A 19,206-nucleotide genomic window follows, 5' to 3' on the forward strand; every position below is an offset into this window, starting at 1 on the left:
CCAAAAGGGAACTATCACTTACTACGTGAGAGGAAAAGGAGAAACGAGTATGGAACTTTTAGAACAGATTTTAAGCAATCAAAATATGAACGAAGCCTACTTGCGTGTTTACAGAAATAAAGGTGCAAGTGGAGTTGACGGAGTAACAGTCGACGAACTGAAACAATATTTGAGAGAGAACAAGGATGAACTGCGTCAGCGCATCAGAACGAGAAAATATCAACCGCAAGCTGCTTAAGAGTGGAAATCCCAAAAGAAAATGGCAAGATGCGCAAACTGGGAATACCAACAGTAGTGGATCGAGTCGTTCAACAAGCCATTCACCAAGTTCTCAGTCCGATATTTGAAGAGCAGTTCAGCGAATACAGTTACGGCTTCCGACCCAAAAGAAGTTGCGAGATGACTATCATGAAGAGCCTGGAATTTCTGAATGACGGTCATGATTGGGTAGTGGACATCGACCTTGAACGATTCTTTGATACCGTCCATCACGACAAACTCATGCGAATCATATCCAACACCATAAAAGATGGCGATGTGATTTCCTTAATAAGAAAATACTTAGTCAGTGGGGTTATGGTAAACGGGAAGTATGAAGAAACGCCAGTGGGAACTCCGCAAGGAGGTAATCTCAGTCCACTGTTGAGCAATATTATGCTGAACGAGTTGGATAAGGAACTAGAGAGCAGAGGACTTCTCTTCGTAAGATATGCAGATGATGCTCTTATATTTGTGAAGAGCGAAAAAGCAGCGAACAGAGTGATGAAAACAATCGTAAGATTTATAGAAGACAAACTAGGACTGAAGGTCAATGTAGAGAAGAGCAAGGTCGCTCGCCCTAAAGATTTAAAATTCCTAGGGTTCGGATACTACTACGACATTGAAAATAAGAAATATCAGGTGAAACCACACCTTACTTCAGTACAGAAATTCCAAAGAAAGCTCCGGAAATTGACAAAGAGAAATTGGAGTATTCGGTTAGACTTCCGAATTGTGAAACTAAAACAAGTCATATTCGGCTGGGTGAATTATTTCAAAATCGCTAATATGAAGAAAGCCATGAAACGCATAGATGAGAAGCTTCGCTCAAGAATCAGGGTAATCATCTGGAAGCAATGGAAGAAACCTAAAAAACAGATCAAATCGCTCATCCAACTAGGTATTCCGGAGGAAGAAGCGAAAGGACTAACATACTGCCGAAAAGGCTATCGATATATAGGATTATCGAAAGTTGTCCATAGAGCCCTTTCAAACAAAAGACTAAAGCAGAGGGGAATCCCCTCTGCTTTAGAACGTTATCTAAAAGTACATACTGCGATATAAATTGAAACGCTGTATACGTGACCCGTACGTACAGTGTTGTGAGAGGGGCGAAAATAAATTATTTATTTTCCCTCTACTCGATTGCTGCTTACGAGACAGGTTAGTGAAAGAAGGACTCACAATAACTCACAAAAAATGGTAAAATAGAGTTAGCAACAAAGAATTTGCGTGAATTTATTAATAAGAATTTCTAACATATAAAGGAATCGCCATATCCACTTTCTTTTAATTCTGGTGAAAAGGAGTGTTGGGTTAGATGTACTTAATTTTTTTCACACTCGTTTATTGTTTTATCACACAATTTTTAAGTATTTCGACTGGACCGGCTTTTGGAATGATTTTAATTTTCTTGTTCTTTATTAAAGGTTACTATAGTCACGAAATAACTAACATATCTAATTTAGAGAGCACTAAAAAGTTGTATAGAAAGAACGGGCTGAAAGACTCTTTAATAGAATTACTATCTTTACTATTAATATTTATTAATGCTTGTTTAATCGCTTATGAGCCTTTTACTCCTTTCGAGTACGCTTTTTTAATTTTTCTATTTGCAGTGGTCTATCGTTTCGGTTTTTGGGGTATCACACGAACAATTAAAGAAAGAGATAAAAATATGTTTCAAAGGTAGCGCAGGTTTAAGTACAATCCTTATACAATTAACAGGGGAGTTTGTAAAATAATACGATAGAGAAAAGGCTTAGTTGAACCTAAGCCTTTTTTCTGTGATTTGTGTTGTGAAATTATTGTTGCTTCCTATGCGAATAGGTCTGTGATTTAAGGTTTTGCACTCCACAAGTAAGCCTGTTATATGATTTCACGAGGGTGTTGTTTTTTATTCCGTTGCTTCCGGAATGACTTCGTTCAGGCAACGAATCGCATTTAATGTGCGAGGATAGCCTATGTAAGGCAATAGCTGTGTGACGGCGCTGAGCAGCGTTTCTTTATCGTTGCCGACGTTGATGTTGCCCTGAATGTGCCCTTTAAGCTGCGGCTCGCATCCGCCGAGCGAGAGAATAATCGAGAACGTCAGTAATTCGCGTGTCTTGATGTCAAGGCCTTTTCGAGTGTAATAATCGCCGAAGCAATTGGCCGATAAGTACTCCTGAATATGGAGCTGATTTTTCGGTGATTGTGCGTACATTTGATCAATGGCGCTTCCGAAAATTTGTTTTTGTACCTCTAATCCTTTGATGTAACGTGTGTCCGGTGTGGTCGTAGCTTGACCCGGAAGCGGCAGCTCGACACCTTTGTCCTGCAGAATTTCATTGGTAGCGTGAAGAAAATCATACACTTTGGCAATGCCGACATATGGTACGCACTGATAAACGATTTCCTTGACTTCAATCGGAGTCAGGTCGGCATTTAGGGCTCGGTTCAGCATAATTTCATATTCATCCAAAGTTTGCATGGCAATTAAGGAGGCCAATATGATCATCATTCTTGTTTTCTTGCTGAGATTGCCATAGGGGACAACTTCTTTATCTGTGAAATTAGTTAAAATCCGCAGCAGCTCAGGGTCGTTAATCTGCAATGATAATTGTTCATCGAGCAATAATTCCTCAAAGTTTTTATGTACTGTTTCATGATGAATGCTCATTGTACAAGACCTCTTTTCTATGCATTTGTAAAAAATCTAGTTTTTTTTACCCTAATACAAAAAAATAAAAACACGCTGATCTTGGTCTTACACTGCATAATGAAAAACCTTCTAATTACTAGAAGGCTTTTCATCAAGTACACTTGCTTCCTTAAACATCTTGCCCTGCAAATAGGCTAATTTTTCCGCCATAATTTCCGGCGATTCTTTGAAGTCGTTATTGATCCAGTATAGGAAAAAGCCGAGGCTGCCGTATGTGGAGAAGTAGTTTAGAGCAGGTATCTCGATTTCCATTTCCTCCTCGAGTTTTAGCTCGTTGAGTGTTACTTGAACTAGGCTTTCGCAAAAAAGGTTTTGTGAGCCCGGGAGCACTTCTCCTTTTAAAATAAGCGCAAAAATGAACTGATTTTGATAGATGAATTCAAAAATCGGCAAATGCAGACGGATTTCATTTGAAGAGAAGTGCTGTAATTTTTGATAGCTTTCACGGAAGTAGTCGATTAATTGCTGCAAGTAATCGTCGACGATGGCATCAAGCAAGTCATTCAAGTCTTTGTAATGGGCATAAAACGTCACACGGTTGCATTCGGCGAGTTGAGAGACTTCGGTAATCGTCAGCTCGTTTAAATCCTTTTCCTTCAGCAATGTCAGCAGGGAATGCTTTAAGTTTTTCCTTGTGCGTACAATGCGACGGTCTTCTTTGGCAGTCATTATGTTGTCACCTCGCTAAGCAAACTTACTCTCACACTAATTATGCCACTGATTTTTCCATTGGACAAAGGATTGGTCGAGCAATGGATGATCATTACAGTAATGACATTGATTTGAATGGCGAATCTGGATTACCCGTTCAATCTTTTTATTGGACAATAGTGTAATTATCTGTTAATTTACAAGTGTAAAGTATTTTAAGGGGAAACATCAAGGGGGAAATCAAAATGGCTCGTTTAGAAGGGAAAGTAGCAATTATTACAGGGGCAGCGCAAGGAATGGGAGCATCACATGCGCGTAAATTTATAGAAGAAGGCGCAAAAGTTGTGCTGACAGATTTAAATGAAGAAAAAGGACAAGCGTTTGCGGCGGAGCTTGGTGAAAGCGCTATCTTCGTGAAACAAAATGTAGCAAGTGCTGAAGATTGGCAGAAAGTTGTCGAAGCAGCGGAAGAGGCATTTGGAAAAGTCGATGTATTAGTGAACAATGCCGGTATTACAATGGCGAAATCAATTTTGCAAGTGTCAGTGGAAGAATATCGCCGCATTGTGGAAATTAACCAAGTGTCGGTATTTTTAGGTATGAAAACGGTGATTCCTGCGATGCAAAAAGCGGGTGGCGGTTCGATCGTCAACATTTCATCAATGAACGGGATCGTTGCTGGCGCAATCGGCTATACCGATACAAAATTCGCGGTTCGCGGTATGACAAAAGCGGCAGCTGTTGAATGTGCAAATTACGGCATTCGCGTAAACTCTGTTCATCCGGGCGTTATTGCGACACCAATGGTTGTTCAGGAAGATACGAAAGCAGCTGTTGAAGCATTCTCGAAACATATTCCATTAAAACGTGTTGCGGAACCGGAAGAAGTTTCAAACTTAGTTCTATATTTAGCATCTGATGAGTCATGCTATTCAACAGGTTCTGAATTCATCATCGACGGCGGTTTAACTGCGATGTAATCAATGAACGGCACCAGTCCAATTTTGGCTGGTGCTGTTTTTATTTTGCATCATAAAATAAAACTCCTCATATAATGTAGTGAGACAGCAAGATTGCCAGCCTTTAAGTGCTAGTGGCGACAGCATTTTTCTTTCTCTTACCTTGGTGTCCATCATCAATGTTTGAAAGGAGAATAACGGATGAATGCTTTGTTGAAAGTTGCACTTCTTTTAGTGATTATCGGTGCGTTAAATTGGGGACTCATTGGTTTCTTCGAGTATGATTTAGTCGCGGACTTGTTCGGTGGTCAAGATTCAACCGGTGCAAGAATTGTTTATTCACTTGTCGGTGTTGCTGGTTTAGCGAGTATTGCACTGTTGTTTAGAGATCTTTCTGATTAAGGGCTGAATAGGAGAGGGGCTTTCTGAGATTGTTCAGAGGCCCCTTTTGTTATTTACGTTACAGTATAAACGCGAATAAGAGAGCGAGACTGGTTGTGAAAATTAGGTCAGTCAATCTGTGATAATAGCCTTTTGCTTCTTTGCTCGTTACATATTCCTCGATTAATCCGATTAGTGCTAATATGGCAAGGTAGCTGAATAAGTGGACGATAAAATAGGCACTAAAAAATGCATAATTAAGTAAAAAGTAAAAAGTCACCCCATAAATAATGAGTAACAGAAGATCGGCAACAATAAATACTTTTTTGCGGTTTTTAGAAAATAACATCTTCTTTGGAAGCGGAATATTTTTGCGGAATATAAGAAAAAGAATGACTCCGATATAAATGAGCAAAAGAATAAATACTCCACTGATCCTAAGTTGTTCGTAATTCAAACACATCCCCCCTATAGAAATATTTTAACATAAACTGACAATATTTCCTAAGAAATAACAAAATTTGCAGAGAGTAAAATGTGATGTATGTCACATTATTGCGCGGCATCCTGTGATAAAGTTGCTTTTACATATGAGGTGAGGTTATGTCAAAAGTAATTGATATACAAGCAACAATTTATGAATTGTATTCAAAACATCCGGAAGTGCTGCCAATCATGGTTGAGCTTGGTTTTGATCAAATTGCCAAGCCAGGCATGTTGCAAACAGCGGGGCGTGTGATGACACTTCCGAAGGGATGCCGCATGAGAGGGATTCCAATTGAAACAGTGAAAGAAGCATTCCGAAATCACGGATTTGAAATAGAAGGAGAATAACATCTATGAGTGAGATCATCAATAATCGCGAACAGAAGCAATTGAATAAGTCAGAACGTCAGGAAATGTTGAAAGCTATAATCAAAGATTTGCATAATGGGCGAAGTGTCGATGAGGTGAAGCAGCAATTTGAAGAGGCTGTCGGCAGCATTACAGTTGAGGAAATTTCTCAGCTAGAGCAGGCGTTGATGGAAGAAGAGGGTATTCCAGTTTCAGAAGTGCAACGACTATGCTCGGTGCATACAGCCATTTTCAAAGGTTCGATTGAAGATATTCACCGACCGCAAACACCGGAAGAACAGCCAGGGCATCCTGTTCATACGTTCAAGCTGGAAAACCGCGAGATCGACAAGTTGGTTAACTTTAAAATCCAGCTGCACTTTGAGCGTTTCCAAAGAGAGGACAGTGAAGAGCATATTTATAAGCTGATTGAAGATTTGAACTTGCTGCTTGATATTGATAAACATTACAGCCGCAAGGAAAATCTGCTGCTTCCATATTTAGAGAAGTACGGCATTTTAGGACCGACACAAGTAATGTGGGGAGTCGACGACCGCATTCGTGACGCAATCAAAGAAGCGAAGCAGCTGCTGGTTGACTATCAAACGGATGATAAGCAATTGGTTGTTGAGAAGATTCAGTATGTGATTCGTGAAGTATCGGAAATGATTTTCAAGGAAGAAAATATTTTATTCCCAATGTCCCTGCAGCATTTGACGGAAGATGAATGGGTGAAAATTGCCCATGAAAGTGATGTCATCGGTTTCTGCTTGATTGATTCAGTGGCGGAGTGGAAGCCTGAACGTAAATCATTGACAGAAGCAGCGATGTCAGAAGGGTTCATCCGCATAGAGACGGGTATTTTATCAATTGAACAGCTAGAGCTAATGATGAATCATCTGCCGGTTGATATTACGTTTATTGATGAAGATGATGTCGTTCGCTATTTCTCACACGGCAAGGAGCGAATCTTTACAAGAACGAAGGCAGTCATCGGACGCACGGTGCAAAACTGCCATCCGCCGAAAAGTGTTCATGTAGTGGAGAAGTTGCTTGAAGACTTCAAGGCCGGAACGAAGGATAGCGAGGACTTCTGGATTCCGTTCAAGGACAAGTATGTATTAATTCGTTATTTCGCTGTCCGTGATGAAAAAGGACTGTACCGCGGCACACTTGAATTCACGCAGAACATTGCGCCGATTCAGGAGATTAGCGGACAGAAGCGAATTTTATCGGAGTAGTATGGGAAAGCCAACCCTGAGTGGGGTTGGTTTTTTGTGATGGCTGCGCTGTCCTAAGTGAATGCAATGGTGGAATTTCAATGGAGGTGCAATGTTGTTCGCGAAGGAGCGATTCAAGGTTCGAGCGCACAAAATTGCACAAAATTACTTATAAACGAGCATACTTGAAGCAACTTCTATAAAAAATCTTGCAAAATGGCTGGCTTTTCGTTCAATTCACTGCTTGTCCATCTTAAAACTGCATGATTTGTGACCGAAAGGCCGGTTATTGGTTGTGGGTAGTGGCGTTTGGGAGCGGTCGTGCGGGATTTGAGAGCGGTCGCAAGAAAATTGAGAGTCGTCGCGTTGAACTTGAGAGCGGTCGCAAGAAAATTGAGAGTCGTCGCGTTGAACTTGAGAGCGGTCGCAAGAAAATTGAGAGTCGTCGCGTTGAACTTGAGAGCGGTCGCGGGAAAATTGAGAGTTGTCGCGTTGAACTTGAGAGCGGTCACACTTAATTTGAGAGTCGTCACGTTAAACGTACAAGCGTTCAAGCAAAAATGGGCAGGAACTGTAATTAGCTAAGAGCCAGCCAATCTGAAAAGATATCGCTGGCTCTTATTTCGCAACAATCTTGTTCGCTGCGTGCTGACGGTAGCTGGACGGGTTCATCCCAATGTGTTTTTTGAAAAGACGGCTAAAGTAGAAATTATCAGGGTAGCCAATGTGCTCTGCGATGTGCGAAATCGGGTCATTCGTTGTCTTAAGCAGCTGGCAAGCTGTCTTCAGCCGAATATCTGTTATGTATTGAACCGGGCTCATGCCTGTTGATTGCGCGAATAAATAGGCGAATCGGCGCCGTTCAATGCCAAATTGATCGGCGAGCTCAGAGATGGAGGTAATCTCGGTATAATGGGCATTGATGTAGTTGACGGCATCAGTAATCCGGTCAGCTCGGTTGTCGTGCATTTGTTTTTTTGCGCTTGAAACAATCTCCTCAATGAGCTGCATAAACACTACTTTTGCCTGAAGCTTGCTCGTGTTGCCAGGCGTTTTGAAATGCTTCTCAAGCTGCAGCACCAACTCAATTATTTTCATATTATCGGTAATCGGAATCGCGAAGTGTTCGTTGGCATGCGGGAATTGCTGCTTCTCGCTTTCCGGGATTGCATAATGGACAACGGCATATTCCCACGGTTCGCGACTTGTCGTTTCAATGACGATATCCATTGCTGAGCCGGCATGGACAATCATACGTGGATGCATTTTATAGGTAGAGCCCTTAAAGGTGAAATTCGCTTTGCCGCGAAACGGAATGACGAGTCCGTACGTATTCGGCGCTGTATAGCGGCCTTCATCCACTTTTCCATATTCAAGTTTTGTTTTGAATAAATCGGTAAAAGCGATGGTAGCATTGGCGTAATAGTCAATGATTTGTTGTACCGTGAATTGCAAGGTAATTCCTACTTTCTGTATATCAAAATAATTGCTATTCTAATTGAAAATAATTATCATTTGTAATTATAGCAATTTTGTTAGGGGATGGATATTAAAATGCATACATTTTCCATTAAGTCGAACTATACGAATTACCAGTACGATATTCATGTTTATGTGCCAGAGGAGACGGCTCCGGAAGCGGGTTTTCCGGTTATTTATGTGCTAGATGGCTCCGGCTATTTTCATTACCTGGCTGATTCGGTCTGTCTGCAAAGTCGCAATGCGCCGAAAACAGGCGTGAAAGCAGCGATTGTTGTCGGCATTTGTCATGATGAAAGCGAGATGCGTACGCGCCGGTTTTATGATTTTACCGCTCCGGCTGCCGAGTATAAATATCCGAAGCGCATGAACGCACGAATTCCAGAGCAAGTAGGCGGCGGAGCTGATTTTCAGCAGTTTATTGAAGAAGAATTAAAGCCGAAGATCGAAGCGGACTACTTGGTGAATCGTGATGAGCAGACGTTATTCGGCCATTCGCTCGGCGGTTATTTTGTACTGTGGAACATGCTGAACGCGGACAGCTATCAAAACTATATCGCCATCAGCCCATCTGTTTGGTGGAACGATCATGAACTGATAAAGATGCCGTTTAAGCGGGAAGGACGCACCATTTTTATCGCGGTCGGAGAAAAGGAAGGCCATATGGTCGGAGATGCCGAGCTGTTTGCTGAGAAAATAGGAGCCGCTGAGCTTTATGTGGCGCCGGAGGAGAATCATGCATCGGTTGTGCCGACGGTGGTGAGCCGGGCTTTGCGGTTTGTGAGCAATTAATAAATATAAATTAATAGGTTTAGAACCTTTCAAGTGAGGAATATAGAAATCATATCTTATTGAATTTGGAGGGTTTTGACGATGATGTATTCTTTACCAAGCAAAAACTTAATAGGACGAGGCTGCTTACAAGAGTTGGGAGGTCAAGTGCAAGACTTCGGTTTCCGCAAAGCGTTAGTTGTAACCGATCGTTTCTTGAATGTAACAGGTGTTGTGAGACAAGTGACTGATCAATTGGATAAAGTGAATGTTTCGTATGTAATATATGACGAAGTGAAACCAAATCCAACTTGTGCACAAGTCGACAAAGGTTTATGGCTTTTAAAAGAGGAAGGCTGTGACTTCATTCTTTCCATCGGCGGCGGTTCTCCGCAAGACTGTGCAAGCGCAATCAGTATCTTAGCAACTAACGGAGGCAATATCCGCGATTATGAAGGCTTACATAAATCTAAAAAAGTTGGTTTCCCAACAATCGCTGTTAATACAACAGCCGGTACTTCTGCTGAAATTACAATTAACTACGTAATTACAGACGAAGACCGTGGCGTAAAAATGGTATGCGTGGATAAAAACAGCATCGCTCTATTATCCGTCAATGACCCTGAACTAATGGTAGACAAACCAGCCGACTTAACAGCAGCAACTGGTATGGATGCACTGACTCACGCGATTGAAACAATCGTAACTCCAGGTGCGAATGTGATCACTGACGCAACAGCACTTCAAGCTGTTAAATTAATTTTCGAAGCTCTTCCAACAGCTGTTCGCGACGGACGTAACATTGATGCTCGCGAGAAAATGGTGAATGCTTGCTTCCTTGCAGGTATGGCATTCTCTAATGCTGGTCTTGGCTTCGTTCACGCGATGGCGCATCAGCTAGGCGGCTTATATGACCTACCTCATGGTGTCTGCAACGCAATGTTATTGCCGATTGTAGAACGCGAAAACGCTAAACGCGTACCGGAAAAATTCCGTCTGATTGCTGATGCATTAGGCTTTGACACAGAAGGCCGCTCTGACGTAGCTTGCAGCAACTACGTCATTGAACGCATCATCGAGCTTTCTGAAGAAGTCGGCATTCCAAAATCATTAAAAGAGTTAGGCGTTGAAAATCCTGATTTAGAGTTGCTTGCAGAAAACGCCCTAAAAGACGCATGTGCGCCAGGCAATCCATACATGCCGACTAAAGAGGAAACAATTGCGATGTTCAAAGAAATCGTTGAACCAAGAGATGTGACTGTGACAATTGTTGAAACAACTGAATGGATTACGCGTGACTAATTGATTCGAGATTGACGAAAAACCGCAAGAGCTATTGCTTTTGCGGTTTTTTGTTATCGGGATTTTCTGATTGTCGACAGCAGGTATATGACTGCAAAGATGATCCCGACACTGCTGACAAGTCTCATCAGCAATATGGCACCGCCCAATCCAATGTTTGCATCTAAGGATGGAGTGATTATCTCACCAATCACTAAATACGTATACAAGCTGACGGTAGCTATATAAATGACTAGTACCCAATTGCGCGTAATCTTACTGCTTTTTCTAGTGGCAGCAAAGACGCAAATAAAGGAGAATGCTAGGAAAATATAATTCCAAACCATTAAAGTATAGCTCATGGATACACATCCGATCATTGAGTAATCAATCTTTATTATTATAAGATGCAGTTAAGGCAGGTGGAATGAGCTGAACGGCATGTTCTATAAAAATAACACCATATGTTGCTCGTCAAAATATGTACCTGCTATTTTCAAAGCGTGTTTTTCGTGTCCGAACGTTTGAAATCCGAGCAATTCGTACAGTTTTAACGCGGCTGTATTGGTAGTGACAACGGATAGGTTCAACTGCTCAACACCATTTATCGCTCTCGCTTTGCGTATCGCTTCTTCAATTAAACTTCTGCCGATGCCAAGTCCGCGTTTTTCTGGAGTGACGTAGACGGCGTAAATATTGGCTTTATGCTGCAGTTTTATCTTCGTTTCTCTCAATAAAGTGGCCGAGCCAATGAGCTTCTCCTGCTCGAAAGCACCGAATGTCCAGACGTTGGCCGATTGCAGGCGGTCTCCAAATCTATCCGTTGAAAAATGAACTTCTTCTTCATAGCTTGCACCGAATGCCTCAGGGTTTGTTTGCAAAGCGGCTAATCGCAGACTCTGGTATTGCACGGCATCACTTGGCTGTAAAATACGAATCTTCATCGTTCTCCTCCTTATCTAGTATTTTCCATTTTATATTAATTTTAAGGGGTTGGAAATATTTTGCGCAATTTTCAATAAATACTTCTGCAACGAAACGGCCCCAGTATTTATTAATAATGCAACTTTTTGTAAGTCATTTCGTATATAAGGATATATTCGATCCTTAAGAGAGGCGTGTTTACTTTGAGTGTTTTATCCATTGTTTTATTGATTCTAACCCTTTTAGTAGTGGGATTAAGATTCTACATGCATCGTCATCGATTTGCTGAGCTATCTAAGGGTGAATGGCTGAAGTACATATTGGGGTTTGTGCTGAGTGTGGCTGTTGCAACTGCGGTTATATTGGGCGGGAAAGTTGTGCTCCAACTTTACTTATCTGGCTGGCTTTATTCTGTTTTGAGTATCGTCCTGATTATTTTTGGGATAGTGATTGGCAGTTTGATTTTCCTGAAGTTTATACCAAATCCTTTAAAGTCTTTTTACGAGTAGAAAGATAGAGAAATCCCGTCGTTGAAGTTCGAGTGCTCTCAAGCTGCAGTGGGACTCTCATGATTGATTGAGCGCTCTCATGTTTAGCGCGACGACTCTTAAAATGTGCGCCACCGCTCTCAAAATTCGAGCGACGACTTTCAAAAGTTCTGCGACCGCTCTCAAGCTCGCCGCGACGACTCTCAAATCGCGTGCAACCGTTCCCGGAGGCAATCGCCCACAACCAATAACCGGCTTTTCATTCACAAATCTTGCAGTTTTAAGGTGAAAAGTAGAAAATTGAACGAAAAGCCAGCCACTTTTGGGTTTTTCAAGGAAGTCTTACTCTCACACGCGCTTTAATTTTCCCATACTTACAGATGATGCTTTCACGAACTTCTGCTTTTGTTTGCAGTTCTTTGTCCATGATATCGCATGCTGCAAAGAAGTTATGTTTTTTTCTGAAGTGAACGACTGTATATTCCACGTGTTTCATTTTCCCTTTGCATTCCTGGCAGAACTCTTTCACTGGAGCTGCGACGGTCCACACATGAATTGGCGTCACGATGATGACTCTTTCATATTTAGAAACATCGATGGTTACCGGATTGATCCGCATCGGCCATCTGTGCATCGCAAATCGCCCGAGCCAGGCAAACCCGAAAAATCCTTTTATTCGCTCCGGTGTTGTAATTTCATATAGCTCTGCGCCCAGGGCATTGGCTTTTTCATAAGCGATTTTTTTCGTATAGCCGCTTCTGGAAAAATAGACGATCAAAATGGATGGATTGGTGCCGATATTTTGATACATGCTTGCGTCAAAGTGAAACTTGCTCTGTTTCTCGAAAGTGATATACGCGATGCCACATAAAAACTGAAGCAAGCCAAAGAAAAAATAAGTGGTTGATGTTAAATTAAATGGGAAAATCACAAACTGAATCGTAATCCACAGCATGAGAACGATCCCAAGACTGCATGCTAAAAGCCCGCTCATTTTTTTATTTCTAATAAGAAGATAAGCGGCAATCAGATTTGGTATACCATTAATTAATAAAAGCGATATGCCAGGGAAAATGTAATCCTGAAACAACAAGCCTGCAAACGGAAGCACTTGAAAATAAGAAAGTGCCTCCTTCATTCCTATTGAACTACCGTCAGGAGCTACGAGCATTCCTGTTGCCCCTACGACAGCCCCAATCCCAATAAACAATGTCCAAAAGATCATGATAATACGGGAAATAAATACTTTTCTCAATTTAAACCACCTCTTCTTATTAATACACGTTAGAAGAAGAATAAAACCTAGAGCGAAAAATCAATCTCCGCCGCCACCGCCACCACCGTCGCCACCGCCAACATCACCAGAATAATCGCTGGGAGAGCAGTCATTTGATTTTTTAGGATTACAATCATTGCTGCTAGCCCAATGTACCGATTTGCTATCGTAAGAAGTGGATTTTGCCGGTAGCTTATCCTTTTTTGTAGCGGCAAATAAAACAATGGCAGCGATGATGAAGATGCCGACAATGATGAAGGGAATAATTGAAATCATAGTCATTTTGCAGTCCTCCTTAAAGTGGATATATTTCCATTTTAATGCAGGGATATAAAGGAGGGTAGAGCTAAATTGTTTATTGTCCAAAGATAAGAAAGTATATATTTTTGAAATTGGAAAGCTGTCTAACCTTATACCTGCCATGCTCGGTCCTAAGCTGCCTCCCCCAAGAAACCAAAGGCGGGTTTCTTGTGTGATTCATCTTAGTCCTCCCGCATGACTCCTTTTTCATTGAAGTGAATTCAAGGGGCGAATGCAAAAATGAAAAAGGACCGGTAACGATTTTTCTAATGGCTTCAATCAGAAATACGGTTATATTCCAAAATCTTTATCCCGAAATCGTGATTGCATGTCCATTTATTAAGTTTGCCGCTGTCGCATGATGGAGAGATCCGAACTTTCACTAAGTCTTCCAAATCATGTTCGGATGGAATCTTGATTTTGACAGCGACATCATAAGAGTGGTCAGCGTTGTACGTGATGCCGGCAATTTTGCCCCAGTGCCAGTCGAATAGCGGTTCGCCCTTATATTCTTCGATGACCCTTTGATCAACAGCTGGCATGATTAGGTCGAGCACTATATCCTCCGTTGTAAAATAAGCTGCTGCAGGTGAAGCAAAAAAGAACATTCCGAATGCAAGAAAAAATAGTTTCAATGGCAAATTGATGCACCTCCTATAATTTTTAATAAAGTAAGAAAGTATATATTTTTGAGCGATGATAGCTGTCTAACCTTATACCTGCCATGCTCGGAGGCCTACAGGATGTAGGTCATAACGGCGAACCATGCGGACGTGGCGTTTTTAGCCGATGTTCATTACTTGCAGCCTCCCCAAAGAAACCAAATGCGGGTTTCTTGGGGGAGGTTCTCACGATGAGAGTCACAGCGACGAAGATATGCGGACGTAGCGTTCTTAGTCGCTGTTCCTTACTTGCGGGCTGCTTCCGCTTTTCGATTCGGCATGGCTTCTTTTTCAACGAGGCGAATCTAAGTAGTTTAATCATGTTGAAAAAGGACCGGTAACGGTTTTTCTATGCTAAAATAAGTATTTATAATAGACGAATTAAGGTGAGGAACGTGCTTATCTCTGATGTGAAGCCTGATATTGGGTCAATGGTATCATTTTTTGATTATCGGCATCATTTTTATACAAAAGTGATTATTTATTTTACACATAATGAAATAAATATGAGAGCAATATTATTATTTGCTGAAAATATTACGCTTGAGCGATTAGAAGTGTATGTGAACGGCAACTGGGTGGAGAAGAAAGGGAATCCGCATTTGTACGGTTTAGTGCTCACGCAGCATCAGTCTGTGCATGAAATCGCCAAGCGAATTCGGGACAATGAACAGCAAGAGAAGGCGCAATTGGAAGAGCGTTTCCGGGCCTTCATATGTGAGCTAGCGGAACAGTTTCCGAAGACGATGCCATCGCTTTATCCGACGCGATGTGTGGTGGCAGATGATTTTTTGAGCATCATGGTTTATGTCGAGAACGGGGAAGATATCGTCACTAGCAAAATTGAGACGAATCTGTATTTTCCGGATGACAGTAATGATGTGCAGACGTTGCTGAACAGCTACCGAGCGGAAATTTTAAAAAGTGTGATGAGGGAAAACGATGCTTTTTACATGATGACGATTCCGTATGAAGGCGACAAGCTTCAATATGTGTCTGTCTATCTCGAAGGCTATTGCTCGCATTGTCATGATTGGAAAAAATCGTACCTTCGTACAATGCTTGAGTTAAATCCGGATACAATTGCTGCAGAAAACGAGAAGCTGCTCGTGCCTTTTGTCGGTAAATTCATGTGCCCGACTTGTGAAGCGGAGGTTGCAGATGAACGGGTGGTTGTAAAAGATACGATGACGGGTCGGACGGTTCGTGAGCAGGAAATCGTGTATTGTCGGTTGCTCGGCAGTAAGGAGAATGAGCGGGAAATACGGAATATACTCCATGTTGCGCTGGGCCACCAGGCGTATTTCGAAGGTTATGAGGACTATTTTTGGAACGCATATTGTTATGCTGCTTTGCAAAATTGGGACGAATTTCTTCATGAGCTGACGAATGTGGAATTGCAACATGGACTTGAGGTTTTTGGTATATACGAAGATGATTCTCTGCTAGAAGAGGTGAGTCAGCAATTTTTATCGGATGAGGAAAAGATGGATTTCTGGCGAAAGGCGAATGAAGAGACAATTGCGCATTATTTAATGATTACTGTTTTTGGCTGGAACATTCCGAAAGAGATCGAGCGCATCGGCTTGAACAGGGCGGAGTTCATCTTCCGCTATCTGCCATGCCCGCCTGAATTGGAAAATTTGCGACGCGAACTTATTTCGCAATTGTTCATTAAGTCCCCAGAAGAACTGACTATGCTGCAAGAAACGATGAACGCACAAAAAAGGCAAATCCATGCGCTCCGTCAGGAAAATGGCCGGCTGACGAATAAGCTCGGTGAAGCGTATAAGCAAGTGAGTAAGGCAGAAGAGAAGTCACATTGCGATTCCCAAATTGTCCGCAATAAGGCTGACATCCAGAAAATCCATCACCTTAAAGGGTTGATTGAAGAACTGAAAAATGAAATCGAACGGCTGACAATCGAAAACCCACAAGAAGAATTAATAGAAGAAGTAGAACTAACAGAGGAGCCGATTGAAGAGGGAATTTGCTCGGATGACGTGCTAGAGGGCAAAACGATTCTTATTCTCGGCGGCTATCGAACGCATCTGGACAATCAGCATCGCACCTATCAAGTAATCACCCATGATACGCGACGGTTGGACCCTGATTTCTACGAGCGTTTGAAGAAGGCTGACATCATTGTCGTGCTCACCCGCTACATTTCGCACCGGGCGATGTGGGAAGCGAAGGAATATGCAATTCTCGAACAGAAACCAATTTACTATACTTCCTTCACAAATATTCCAAGAATAGCGCATATGATAGCTGTAAAAGAGCAGCAGATGTAGCAGTTTTGGAGGCGGACGTTGATGGAGAAATATTTGCATAATATAGACCAACTGTTATTGGATGGTTATATGGATGTGAACAAAGATCATATAAAGGAAGAACTAGATAAGGCTGAAGTCAATTATGTCATCCAGCACGTGCCGGTTGTGCTCGTGGAAACGGCTGAAGGCGAATACACCATCGCTAAAACGGTCAATCCGAAAAACTTGCTCCGACTAGCAAGCAAAAGTACAGAGGATTTGGTTGATCAGTATGAAGCGGAAGGCGTTCCGGAAATTATTGAGTTTTCGAGAGAATAAAGAAAGTCCGATTTTGTTTCTTAAAGTAGCAGAATCGGGCTTTCTTTAGTTGTAAGAACATCGCCCCAAATGGTATATTGAATAAGGATAGATTTGGAATTTTGTGGAGAAAGAAGGTTTTGAAATGAAAAAGAAACAAGCTAAAACAATCGGCGAAATGACAAACAGCCGTCGTATGTGGGGCATCGATGCTTCAACGCGTATCGTGAAAAATAAGAAAGGCAAAGGCTCCTATAGTCGAAAAGGGAAACAATCCTGGCGGCAAGGGGCCTAATTTTTTGCAAATGGTGATTCTAATATGCGCAATTAGTAGCGTGGGCAAAACATTGATGGCCCAGCAGTTGCTTGAGAAGTACCACATTCCTTATCTGTCTGCCGACCACTTGAAGATGGGATTATATAGAGGCGATGCACATTGTGGCTTTACCCCTTCAGATGATACGGAAGTTATTGCTGAAAAACTATGGCCAATCATAAAAGGTATAATCATGACCAATATTGAAAATAATCAAAGCATTATTATTGAAGGCTGCTACATGCTGCCACAATATATGAATGACTTTGAGAAATCGTACTCTGAAAAAATTATTCCTATTTTCATGGGCTTTTCAACAAAATATATTAAAGAAAACTTTACATCTCATATCGTCAAGCATAGAAATGTCATCGAAGCCCGAATGTATCCGGAAGAACGGAACATGTCCGATTTTATAAAAGAACAAGAAGCTTTTAAAAGAAAATGCGAAAAATATGGTGTGGCCTATTTTGAAATAGATGAAGATTACCATCAGGACATCCTGAAGGTTTATGAATATATAGAAATGAAGGAGAAATACATATGACAAAAAAAGAACTGTCAGCTACTGAGAGCGAGCAACTGCTCACAACGTTGAAAAAACGTTTTGATAAACATATGAATCGCCATGAGGGGCTAGAGTGGGAGAAGGTGCAGACGAAGCTCGAAGCCAATCCTGACAAGCTGTGGTCACTGCACATGATGGAGGGAACAGGTGGCGAGCCGGATGTGGTTGAATACGAAGCAGAGACGGACGAGTTCATTTTTTACGACTGCTCAGCGGAGAGTCCAAAAGGGCGCAGAAGTGTTTGCTATGACCGTGAAGCATTGGAAGCGAGAAAGAAACATAAGCCGGAAAACAGCGCAATGGATATGGCGAATGAAATCGGGATTGAACTGTTGACTGAGGAACAATATCGTCAGCTGCAGCAGCTCGGCGCCTTCGATTTGAAAACATCAAGCTGGGTGCAAACACCAGAGAACATCAGAAGCTTAGGTGGCGCCCTGTTTTGCGACCGCCGTTACGACACGGTTTTTACATATCATAATGGCGCTGATTCGTATTATGGTGCAAGGGGATTTCGTGGTGCGTTGCGAGTTTAAATTAAATGAGGTTACCTGTTCAAGCCGTTAAGAAAGGAATTTCTTAACGGTTTTTGTTTCTTTCATTTGTATTTTGTCTTGGGAATATAGGTATTGGTAGAATAAGAGATAGCAAAGAAGAAACCAACAGAAAAGAGGATGAAGAGGTTGAGAAAAGCATTTGTAATTAGTGATATACATGGTTGCTATGAGCCGTTTATGAAGCTGTTGGAAAATTGGAATCCAGAGATGGAGCTGATCATTTTAGGGGATGTCATCAATCGTGGCAAAGATTCCTTAAAGGTTGTGCAGCAGTTGATTAAGCTAAAGGGGCTATATCGAGAGAAAGTGAAGATTATAAAAGGCAATCATGAGGATATGTTTCTCGACTTTTTGGATAGCCCGGTCGGCAACGGCCGAAAATTTGACATGGTTGGTGGCGGTGAGACGATTATCAGTTTTGCCGGAGATGATGCGATTATGAAGCGTAATATAGAAGACATTGCGAGAGTTGTCCGACAGAGAGCTGAACGAGAAATAGATTTTATTAGGAATTTGCCTTTGTATTACGCATTTGGAGAAGTGCTTTTTGTTCATGCGGGAATTGATGCTGCAACGAAAGATTGGCGGCAAGCACCAGACAAGGACTTTATGTGGTATGACATGATGCCTGTCGATGAAAACAAGACCGGATTAACTATTGTCTTTGGTCATACGCCGACGCGGATTTTGCATCAGGATAGAATCAACAATGATGTTTGGGTGAGTGAAGACGGCAGCTATATCGGTATCGACGGAGGCTATATTTTTGGCGGTCAGATGAATGCAATCATCATTGATGAACGAGGGGAAGTTTTAGCGAGCTACTTTGAAACGAGTAATACTTGAGAAACGAGAATTGCTCAATCCTTTTGTGAACCGTTTTAAGGAAATCGCTGAAGAGTTGTAAAAAGAGGAGGTAGGGCTGTTGATTGAGGAAAGCCCCTTATAAATGTATGTAATGAAATTATTTCTGTAATTCTCTTTCAATCATTCTCTGTTGTTTT

Annotated in this window: 23 protein-coding genes and 1 pseudogene; 15 read left to right on the plus strand and 9 right to left on the minus strand. The window is 41.8% G+C overall.

The window, feature by feature from the left end:
• Positions 1 to 49 precede the first annotated feature (49 nt).
• Positions 50 to 1,323, plus strand: a pseudogene (gene ltrA, locus IEO70_RS03695) (group II intron reverse transcriptase/maturase).
• 832 nt (positions 1,324 to 2,155) lie between these two features.
• Here the strand turns inward: ltrA and IEO70_RS03700 are convergent.
• A complete protein-coding gene (locus IEO70_RS03700; RefSeq protein WP_190997008.1) occupies positions 2,156 to 2,920 on the minus strand; it encodes a carboxymuconolactone decarboxylase family protein in 765 nt (254 codons plus the stop codon).
• A gap of 111 nt (positions 2,921 to 3,031) precedes the next feature.
• Positions 3,032 to 3,631 carry a TetR/AcrR family transcriptional regulator gene (locus tag IEO70_RS03705; RefSeq protein ID WP_190997009.1) on the minus strand — a complete coding sequence of 200 codons (600 nt, stop codon included), beginning with the start codon at positions 3,629 to 3,631 and terminating at the stop codon, positions 3,032 to 3,034.
• Positions 3,632 to 3,858: 227 nt separating this feature from the next.
• Between IEO70_RS03705 and IEO70_RS03710 the strand changes: the two genes are divergently transcribed.
• The gene (locus tag IEO70_RS03710; RefSeq protein ID WP_190997010.1) at positions 3,859 to 4,593 is read left to right on the plus strand and encodes a glucose 1-dehydrogenase; all 735 of its coding nucleotides are present in this window, start codon (positions 3,859 to 3,861) and stop codon (positions 4,591 to 4,593) included.
• Between the two features lie 180 nt (positions 4,594 to 4,773).
• Positions 4,774 to 4,974 (plus strand): DUF378 domain-containing protein, encoded by a 201-nt coding sequence (locus IEO70_RS03715; RefSeq protein ID WP_190997011.1) that lies wholly within the window; start codon positions 4,774 to 4,776, stop codon positions 4,972 to 4,974.
• A 58-nt stretch (positions 4,975 to 5,032) separates the two neighbouring features.
• On the opposite strand, the gene IEO70_RS03720 is transcribed toward IEO70_RS03715, so the two are convergent.
• Positions 5,033 to 5,410, minus strand: coding sequence for a DUF4181 domain-containing protein (locus IEO70_RS03720; RefSeq protein WP_190997012.1), 378 nt, complete (start codon positions 5,408 to 5,410; stop codon positions 5,033 to 5,035).
• A gap of 146 nt (positions 5,411 to 5,556) precedes the next feature.
• On the opposite strand from IEO70_RS03720, the gene IEO70_RS03725 reads away from it, so the two are divergent.
• From IEO70_RS03725 to IEO70_RS03735, 3 genes are all read left to right on the plus strand, one after another.
• Positions 5,557 to 5,787, plus strand: a complete 231-nt coding sequence (locus tag IEO70_RS03725; RefSeq protein ID WP_190997013.1) for a DUF1858 domain-containing protein — start codon at positions 5,557 to 5,559, stop codon at positions 5,785 to 5,787.
• Positions 5,788 to 5,792: 5 nt separating this feature from the next.
• A complete protein-coding gene (locus IEO70_RS03730; protein WP_190997014.1) occupies positions 5,793 to 7,028 on the plus strand; it encodes a DUF438 domain-containing protein in 1,236 nt (411 codons plus the stop codon).
• A 281-nt stretch (positions 7,029 to 7,309) separates the two neighbouring features.
• Entirely contained in the window at positions 7,310 to 7,525 is a 216-nt protein-coding gene (locus IEO70_RS03735; RefSeq protein WP_190997015.1) for a hypothetical protein, read from the plus strand.
• Positions 7,526 to 7,625: 100 nt separating this feature from the next.
• Here the strand turns inward: IEO70_RS03735 and IEO70_RS03740 are convergent, their stop codons facing one another.
• On the minus strand, positions 7,626 to 8,462 hold the full coding sequence (locus tag IEO70_RS03740) for a helix-turn-helix domain-containing protein (RefSeq protein ID WP_190997016.1): 837 nt from the start codon (positions 8,460 to 8,462) through the stop codon (positions 7,626 to 7,628).
• 99 nt (positions 8,463 to 8,561) lie between these two features.
• On the opposite strand from IEO70_RS03740, the gene IEO70_RS03745 reads away from it, so the two are divergent.
• Both IEO70_RS03745 and IEO70_RS03750 read left to right on the plus strand, forming a co-directional pair.
• Positions 8,562 to 9,278 carry an alpha/beta hydrolase gene (locus IEO70_RS03745; protein WP_328820860.1) on the plus strand — a complete coding sequence of 239 codons (717 nt, stop codon included), beginning with the start codon at positions 8,562 to 8,564 and terminating at the stop codon, positions 9,276 to 9,278.
• Positions 9,279 to 9,359: 81 nt separating this feature from the next.
• On the plus strand, positions 9,360 to 10,559 hold the full coding sequence (locus IEO70_RS03750; RefSeq protein WP_190997018.1) for an iron-containing alcohol dehydrogenase: 1,200 nt from the start codon (positions 9,360 to 9,362) through the stop codon (positions 10,557 to 10,559).
• 53 nt (positions 10,560 to 10,612) lie between these two features.
• Here IEO70_RS03750 and IEO70_RS03755 read toward each other — a convergent pair whose 3' ends face one another.
• Positions 10,613 to 10,900, minus strand: coding sequence for a hypothetical protein (locus IEO70_RS03755; RefSeq protein WP_190997019.1), 288 nt, complete (start codon positions 10,898 to 10,900; stop codon positions 10,613 to 10,615).
• A gap of 84 nt (positions 10,901 to 10,984) precedes the next feature.
• The gene (locus IEO70_RS03760) at positions 10,985 to 11,482 is read right to left on the minus strand and encodes a GNAT family N-acetyltransferase (protein ID WP_190997020.1); all 498 of its coding nucleotides are present in this window, start codon (positions 11,480 to 11,482) and stop codon (positions 10,985 to 10,987) included.
• A 183-nt stretch (positions 11,483 to 11,665) separates the two neighbouring features.
• Between IEO70_RS03760 and IEO70_RS03765 the strand changes: the two genes are divergently transcribed.
• Positions 11,666 to 11,971, plus strand: coding sequence for a hypothetical protein (locus IEO70_RS03765; protein ID WP_190997021.1), 306 nt, complete (start codon positions 11,666 to 11,668; stop codon positions 11,969 to 11,971).
• Positions 11,972 to 12,281: 310 nt separating this feature from the next.
• On the opposite strand, the gene IEO70_RS03770 is transcribed toward IEO70_RS03765, so the two are convergent.
• The 3 genes from IEO70_RS03770 to IEO70_RS03780 form a co-directional block, all read right to left on the minus strand.
• Positions 12,282 to 13,205 (minus strand): flavodoxin family protein, encoded by a 924-nt coding sequence (locus IEO70_RS03770; protein ID WP_190997022.1) that lies wholly within the window; start codon positions 13,203 to 13,205, stop codon positions 12,282 to 12,284.
• Between the two features lie 60 nt (positions 13,206 to 13,265).
• Positions 13,266 to 13,508: a hypothetical protein gene (locus IEO70_RS03775; protein ID WP_190997023.1), complete on the minus strand. Its 243-nt coding sequence runs from the start codon at positions 13,506 to 13,508 to the stop codon at positions 13,266 to 13,268.
• A gap of 293 nt (positions 13,509 to 13,801) precedes the next feature.
• Entirely contained in the window at positions 13,802 to 14,167 is a 366-nt protein-coding gene (locus IEO70_RS03780; RefSeq protein WP_190997024.1) for a hypothetical protein, read from the minus strand.
• A gap of 416 nt (positions 14,168 to 14,583) precedes the next feature.
• Here IEO70_RS03780 and IEO70_RS20310 point away from each other — a divergent pair, with 416 nt between their 5' ends.
• The 6 genes from IEO70_RS20310 (at position 14,584) to IEO70_RS03810 (ending at position 19,048) form a co-directional block, all read left to right on the plus strand.
• On the plus strand, positions 14,584 to 16,482 hold the full coding sequence (locus IEO70_RS20310) for a DUF2325 domain-containing protein (RefSeq protein ID WP_190997025.1): 1,899 nt from the start codon (positions 14,584 to 14,586) through the stop codon (positions 16,480 to 16,482).
• Positions 16,483 to 16,503: 21 nt separating this feature from the next.
• Complete coding sequence (locus IEO70_RS03790) at positions 16,504 to 16,782, plus strand: hypothetical protein (RefSeq protein WP_190997026.1); 279 nt, start codon at positions 16,504 to 16,506, stop codon at positions 16,780 to 16,782.
• Positions 16,783 to 16,906: 124 nt separating this feature from the next.
• Positions 16,907 to 17,056, plus strand: a complete 150-nt coding sequence (gene arfA, locus IEO70_RS03795) for an alternative ribosome rescue factor ArfA (protein ID WP_190997027.1) — start codon at positions 16,907 to 16,909, stop codon at positions 17,054 to 17,056.
• A gap of 10 nt (positions 17,057 to 17,066) precedes the next feature.
• Complete coding sequence (locus tag IEO70_RS03800; RefSeq protein ID WP_190997113.1) at positions 17,067 to 17,624, plus strand: 2-phosphoglycerate kinase; 558 nt, start codon at positions 17,067 to 17,069, stop codon at positions 17,622 to 17,624.
• Complete coding sequence (locus IEO70_RS03805) at positions 17,621 to 18,181, plus strand: DUF4256 domain-containing protein (protein ID WP_190997028.1); 561 nt, start codon at positions 17,621 to 17,623, stop codon at positions 18,179 to 18,181. The genes IEO70_RS03800 and IEO70_RS03805 overlap by 4 nt, the downstream gene beginning before the upstream one ends.
• A 147-nt stretch (positions 18,182 to 18,328) precedes the next feature.
• Complete coding sequence (locus tag IEO70_RS03810; protein WP_190997029.1) at positions 18,329 to 19,048, plus strand: metallophosphoesterase family protein; 720 nt, start codon at positions 18,329 to 18,331, stop codon at positions 19,046 to 19,048.
• Positions 19,049 to 19,206: the final 158 nt, after the last annotated feature.

This window comes from Peribacillus faecalis, assembly GCF_014712675.1.
Lineage (GTDB): Bacteria > Bacillota > Bacilli > Bacillales > DSM-1321 > Bacillus_AD > Bacillus_AD faecalis.

Bases quoted from the DNA above. Each gene is read 5' to 3' on its own strand.
- IEO70_RS03700 (WP_190997008.1), bottom strand. From the start codon at position 2,920: ATGAGCATTCATCATGAAACAGTACATAAAAACTTTGAGGAATTATTG.
- IEO70_RS03705 (WP_190997009.1), bottom strand. From the start codon at position 3,631: ATGACTGCCAAAGAAGACCGTCGCATTGTACGCACAAGGAAAAACTTA.
- IEO70_RS03710 (WP_190997010.1), top strand. From the start codon at position 3,859: ATGGCTCGTTTAGAAGGGAAAGTAGCAATTATTACAGGGGCAGCGCAA.
- IEO70_RS03715 (WP_190997011.1), top strand. From the start codon at position 4,774: ATGAATGCTTTGTTGAAAGTTGCACTTCTTTTAGTGATTATCGGTGCG.
- IEO70_RS03725 (WP_190997013.1), top strand. From the start codon at position 5,557: ATGTCAAAAGTAATTGATATACAAGCAACAATTTATGAATTGTATTCA.
- IEO70_RS03730 (WP_190997014.1), top strand. From the start codon at position 5,793: ATGAGTGAGATCATCAATAATCGCGAACAGAAGCAATTGAATAAGTCA.
- IEO70_RS03745 (WP_328820860.1), top strand. From the start codon at position 8,562: ATGCATACATTTTCCATTAAGTCGAACTATACGAATTACCAGTACGAT.
- IEO70_RS03750 (WP_190997018.1), top strand. From the start codon at position 9,360: ATGATGTATTCTTTACCAAGCAAAAACTTAATAGGACGAGGCTGCTTA.
- IEO70_RS03755 (WP_190997019.1), bottom strand. From the start codon at position 10,900: ATGAGCTATACTTTAATGGTTTGGAATTATATTTTCCTAGCATTCTCC.
- IEO70_RS03760 (WP_190997020.1), bottom strand. From the start codon at position 11,482: ATGAAGATTCGTATTTTACAGCCAAGTGATGCCGTGCAATACCAGAGT.
- IEO70_RS03775 (WP_190997023.1), bottom strand. From the start codon at position 13,508: ATGACTATGATTTCAATTATTCCCTTCATCATTGTCGGCATCTTCATC.
- IEO70_RS03790 (WP_190997026.1), top strand. From the start codon at position 16,504: ATGGAGAAATATTTGCATAATATAGACCAACTGTTATTGGATGGTTAT.
- arfA (WP_190997027.1), top strand. From the start codon at position 16,907: ATGAAAAAGAAACAAGCTAAAACAATCGGCGAAATGACAAACAGCCGT.
- IEO70_RS03800 (WP_190997113.1), top strand. From the start codon at position 17,067: ATGGTGATTCTAATATGCGCAATTAGTAGCGTGGGCAAAACATTGATG.
- IEO70_RS03805 (WP_190997028.1), top strand. From the start codon at position 17,621: ATGACAAAAAAAGAACTGTCAGCTACTGAGAGCGAGCAACTGCTCACA.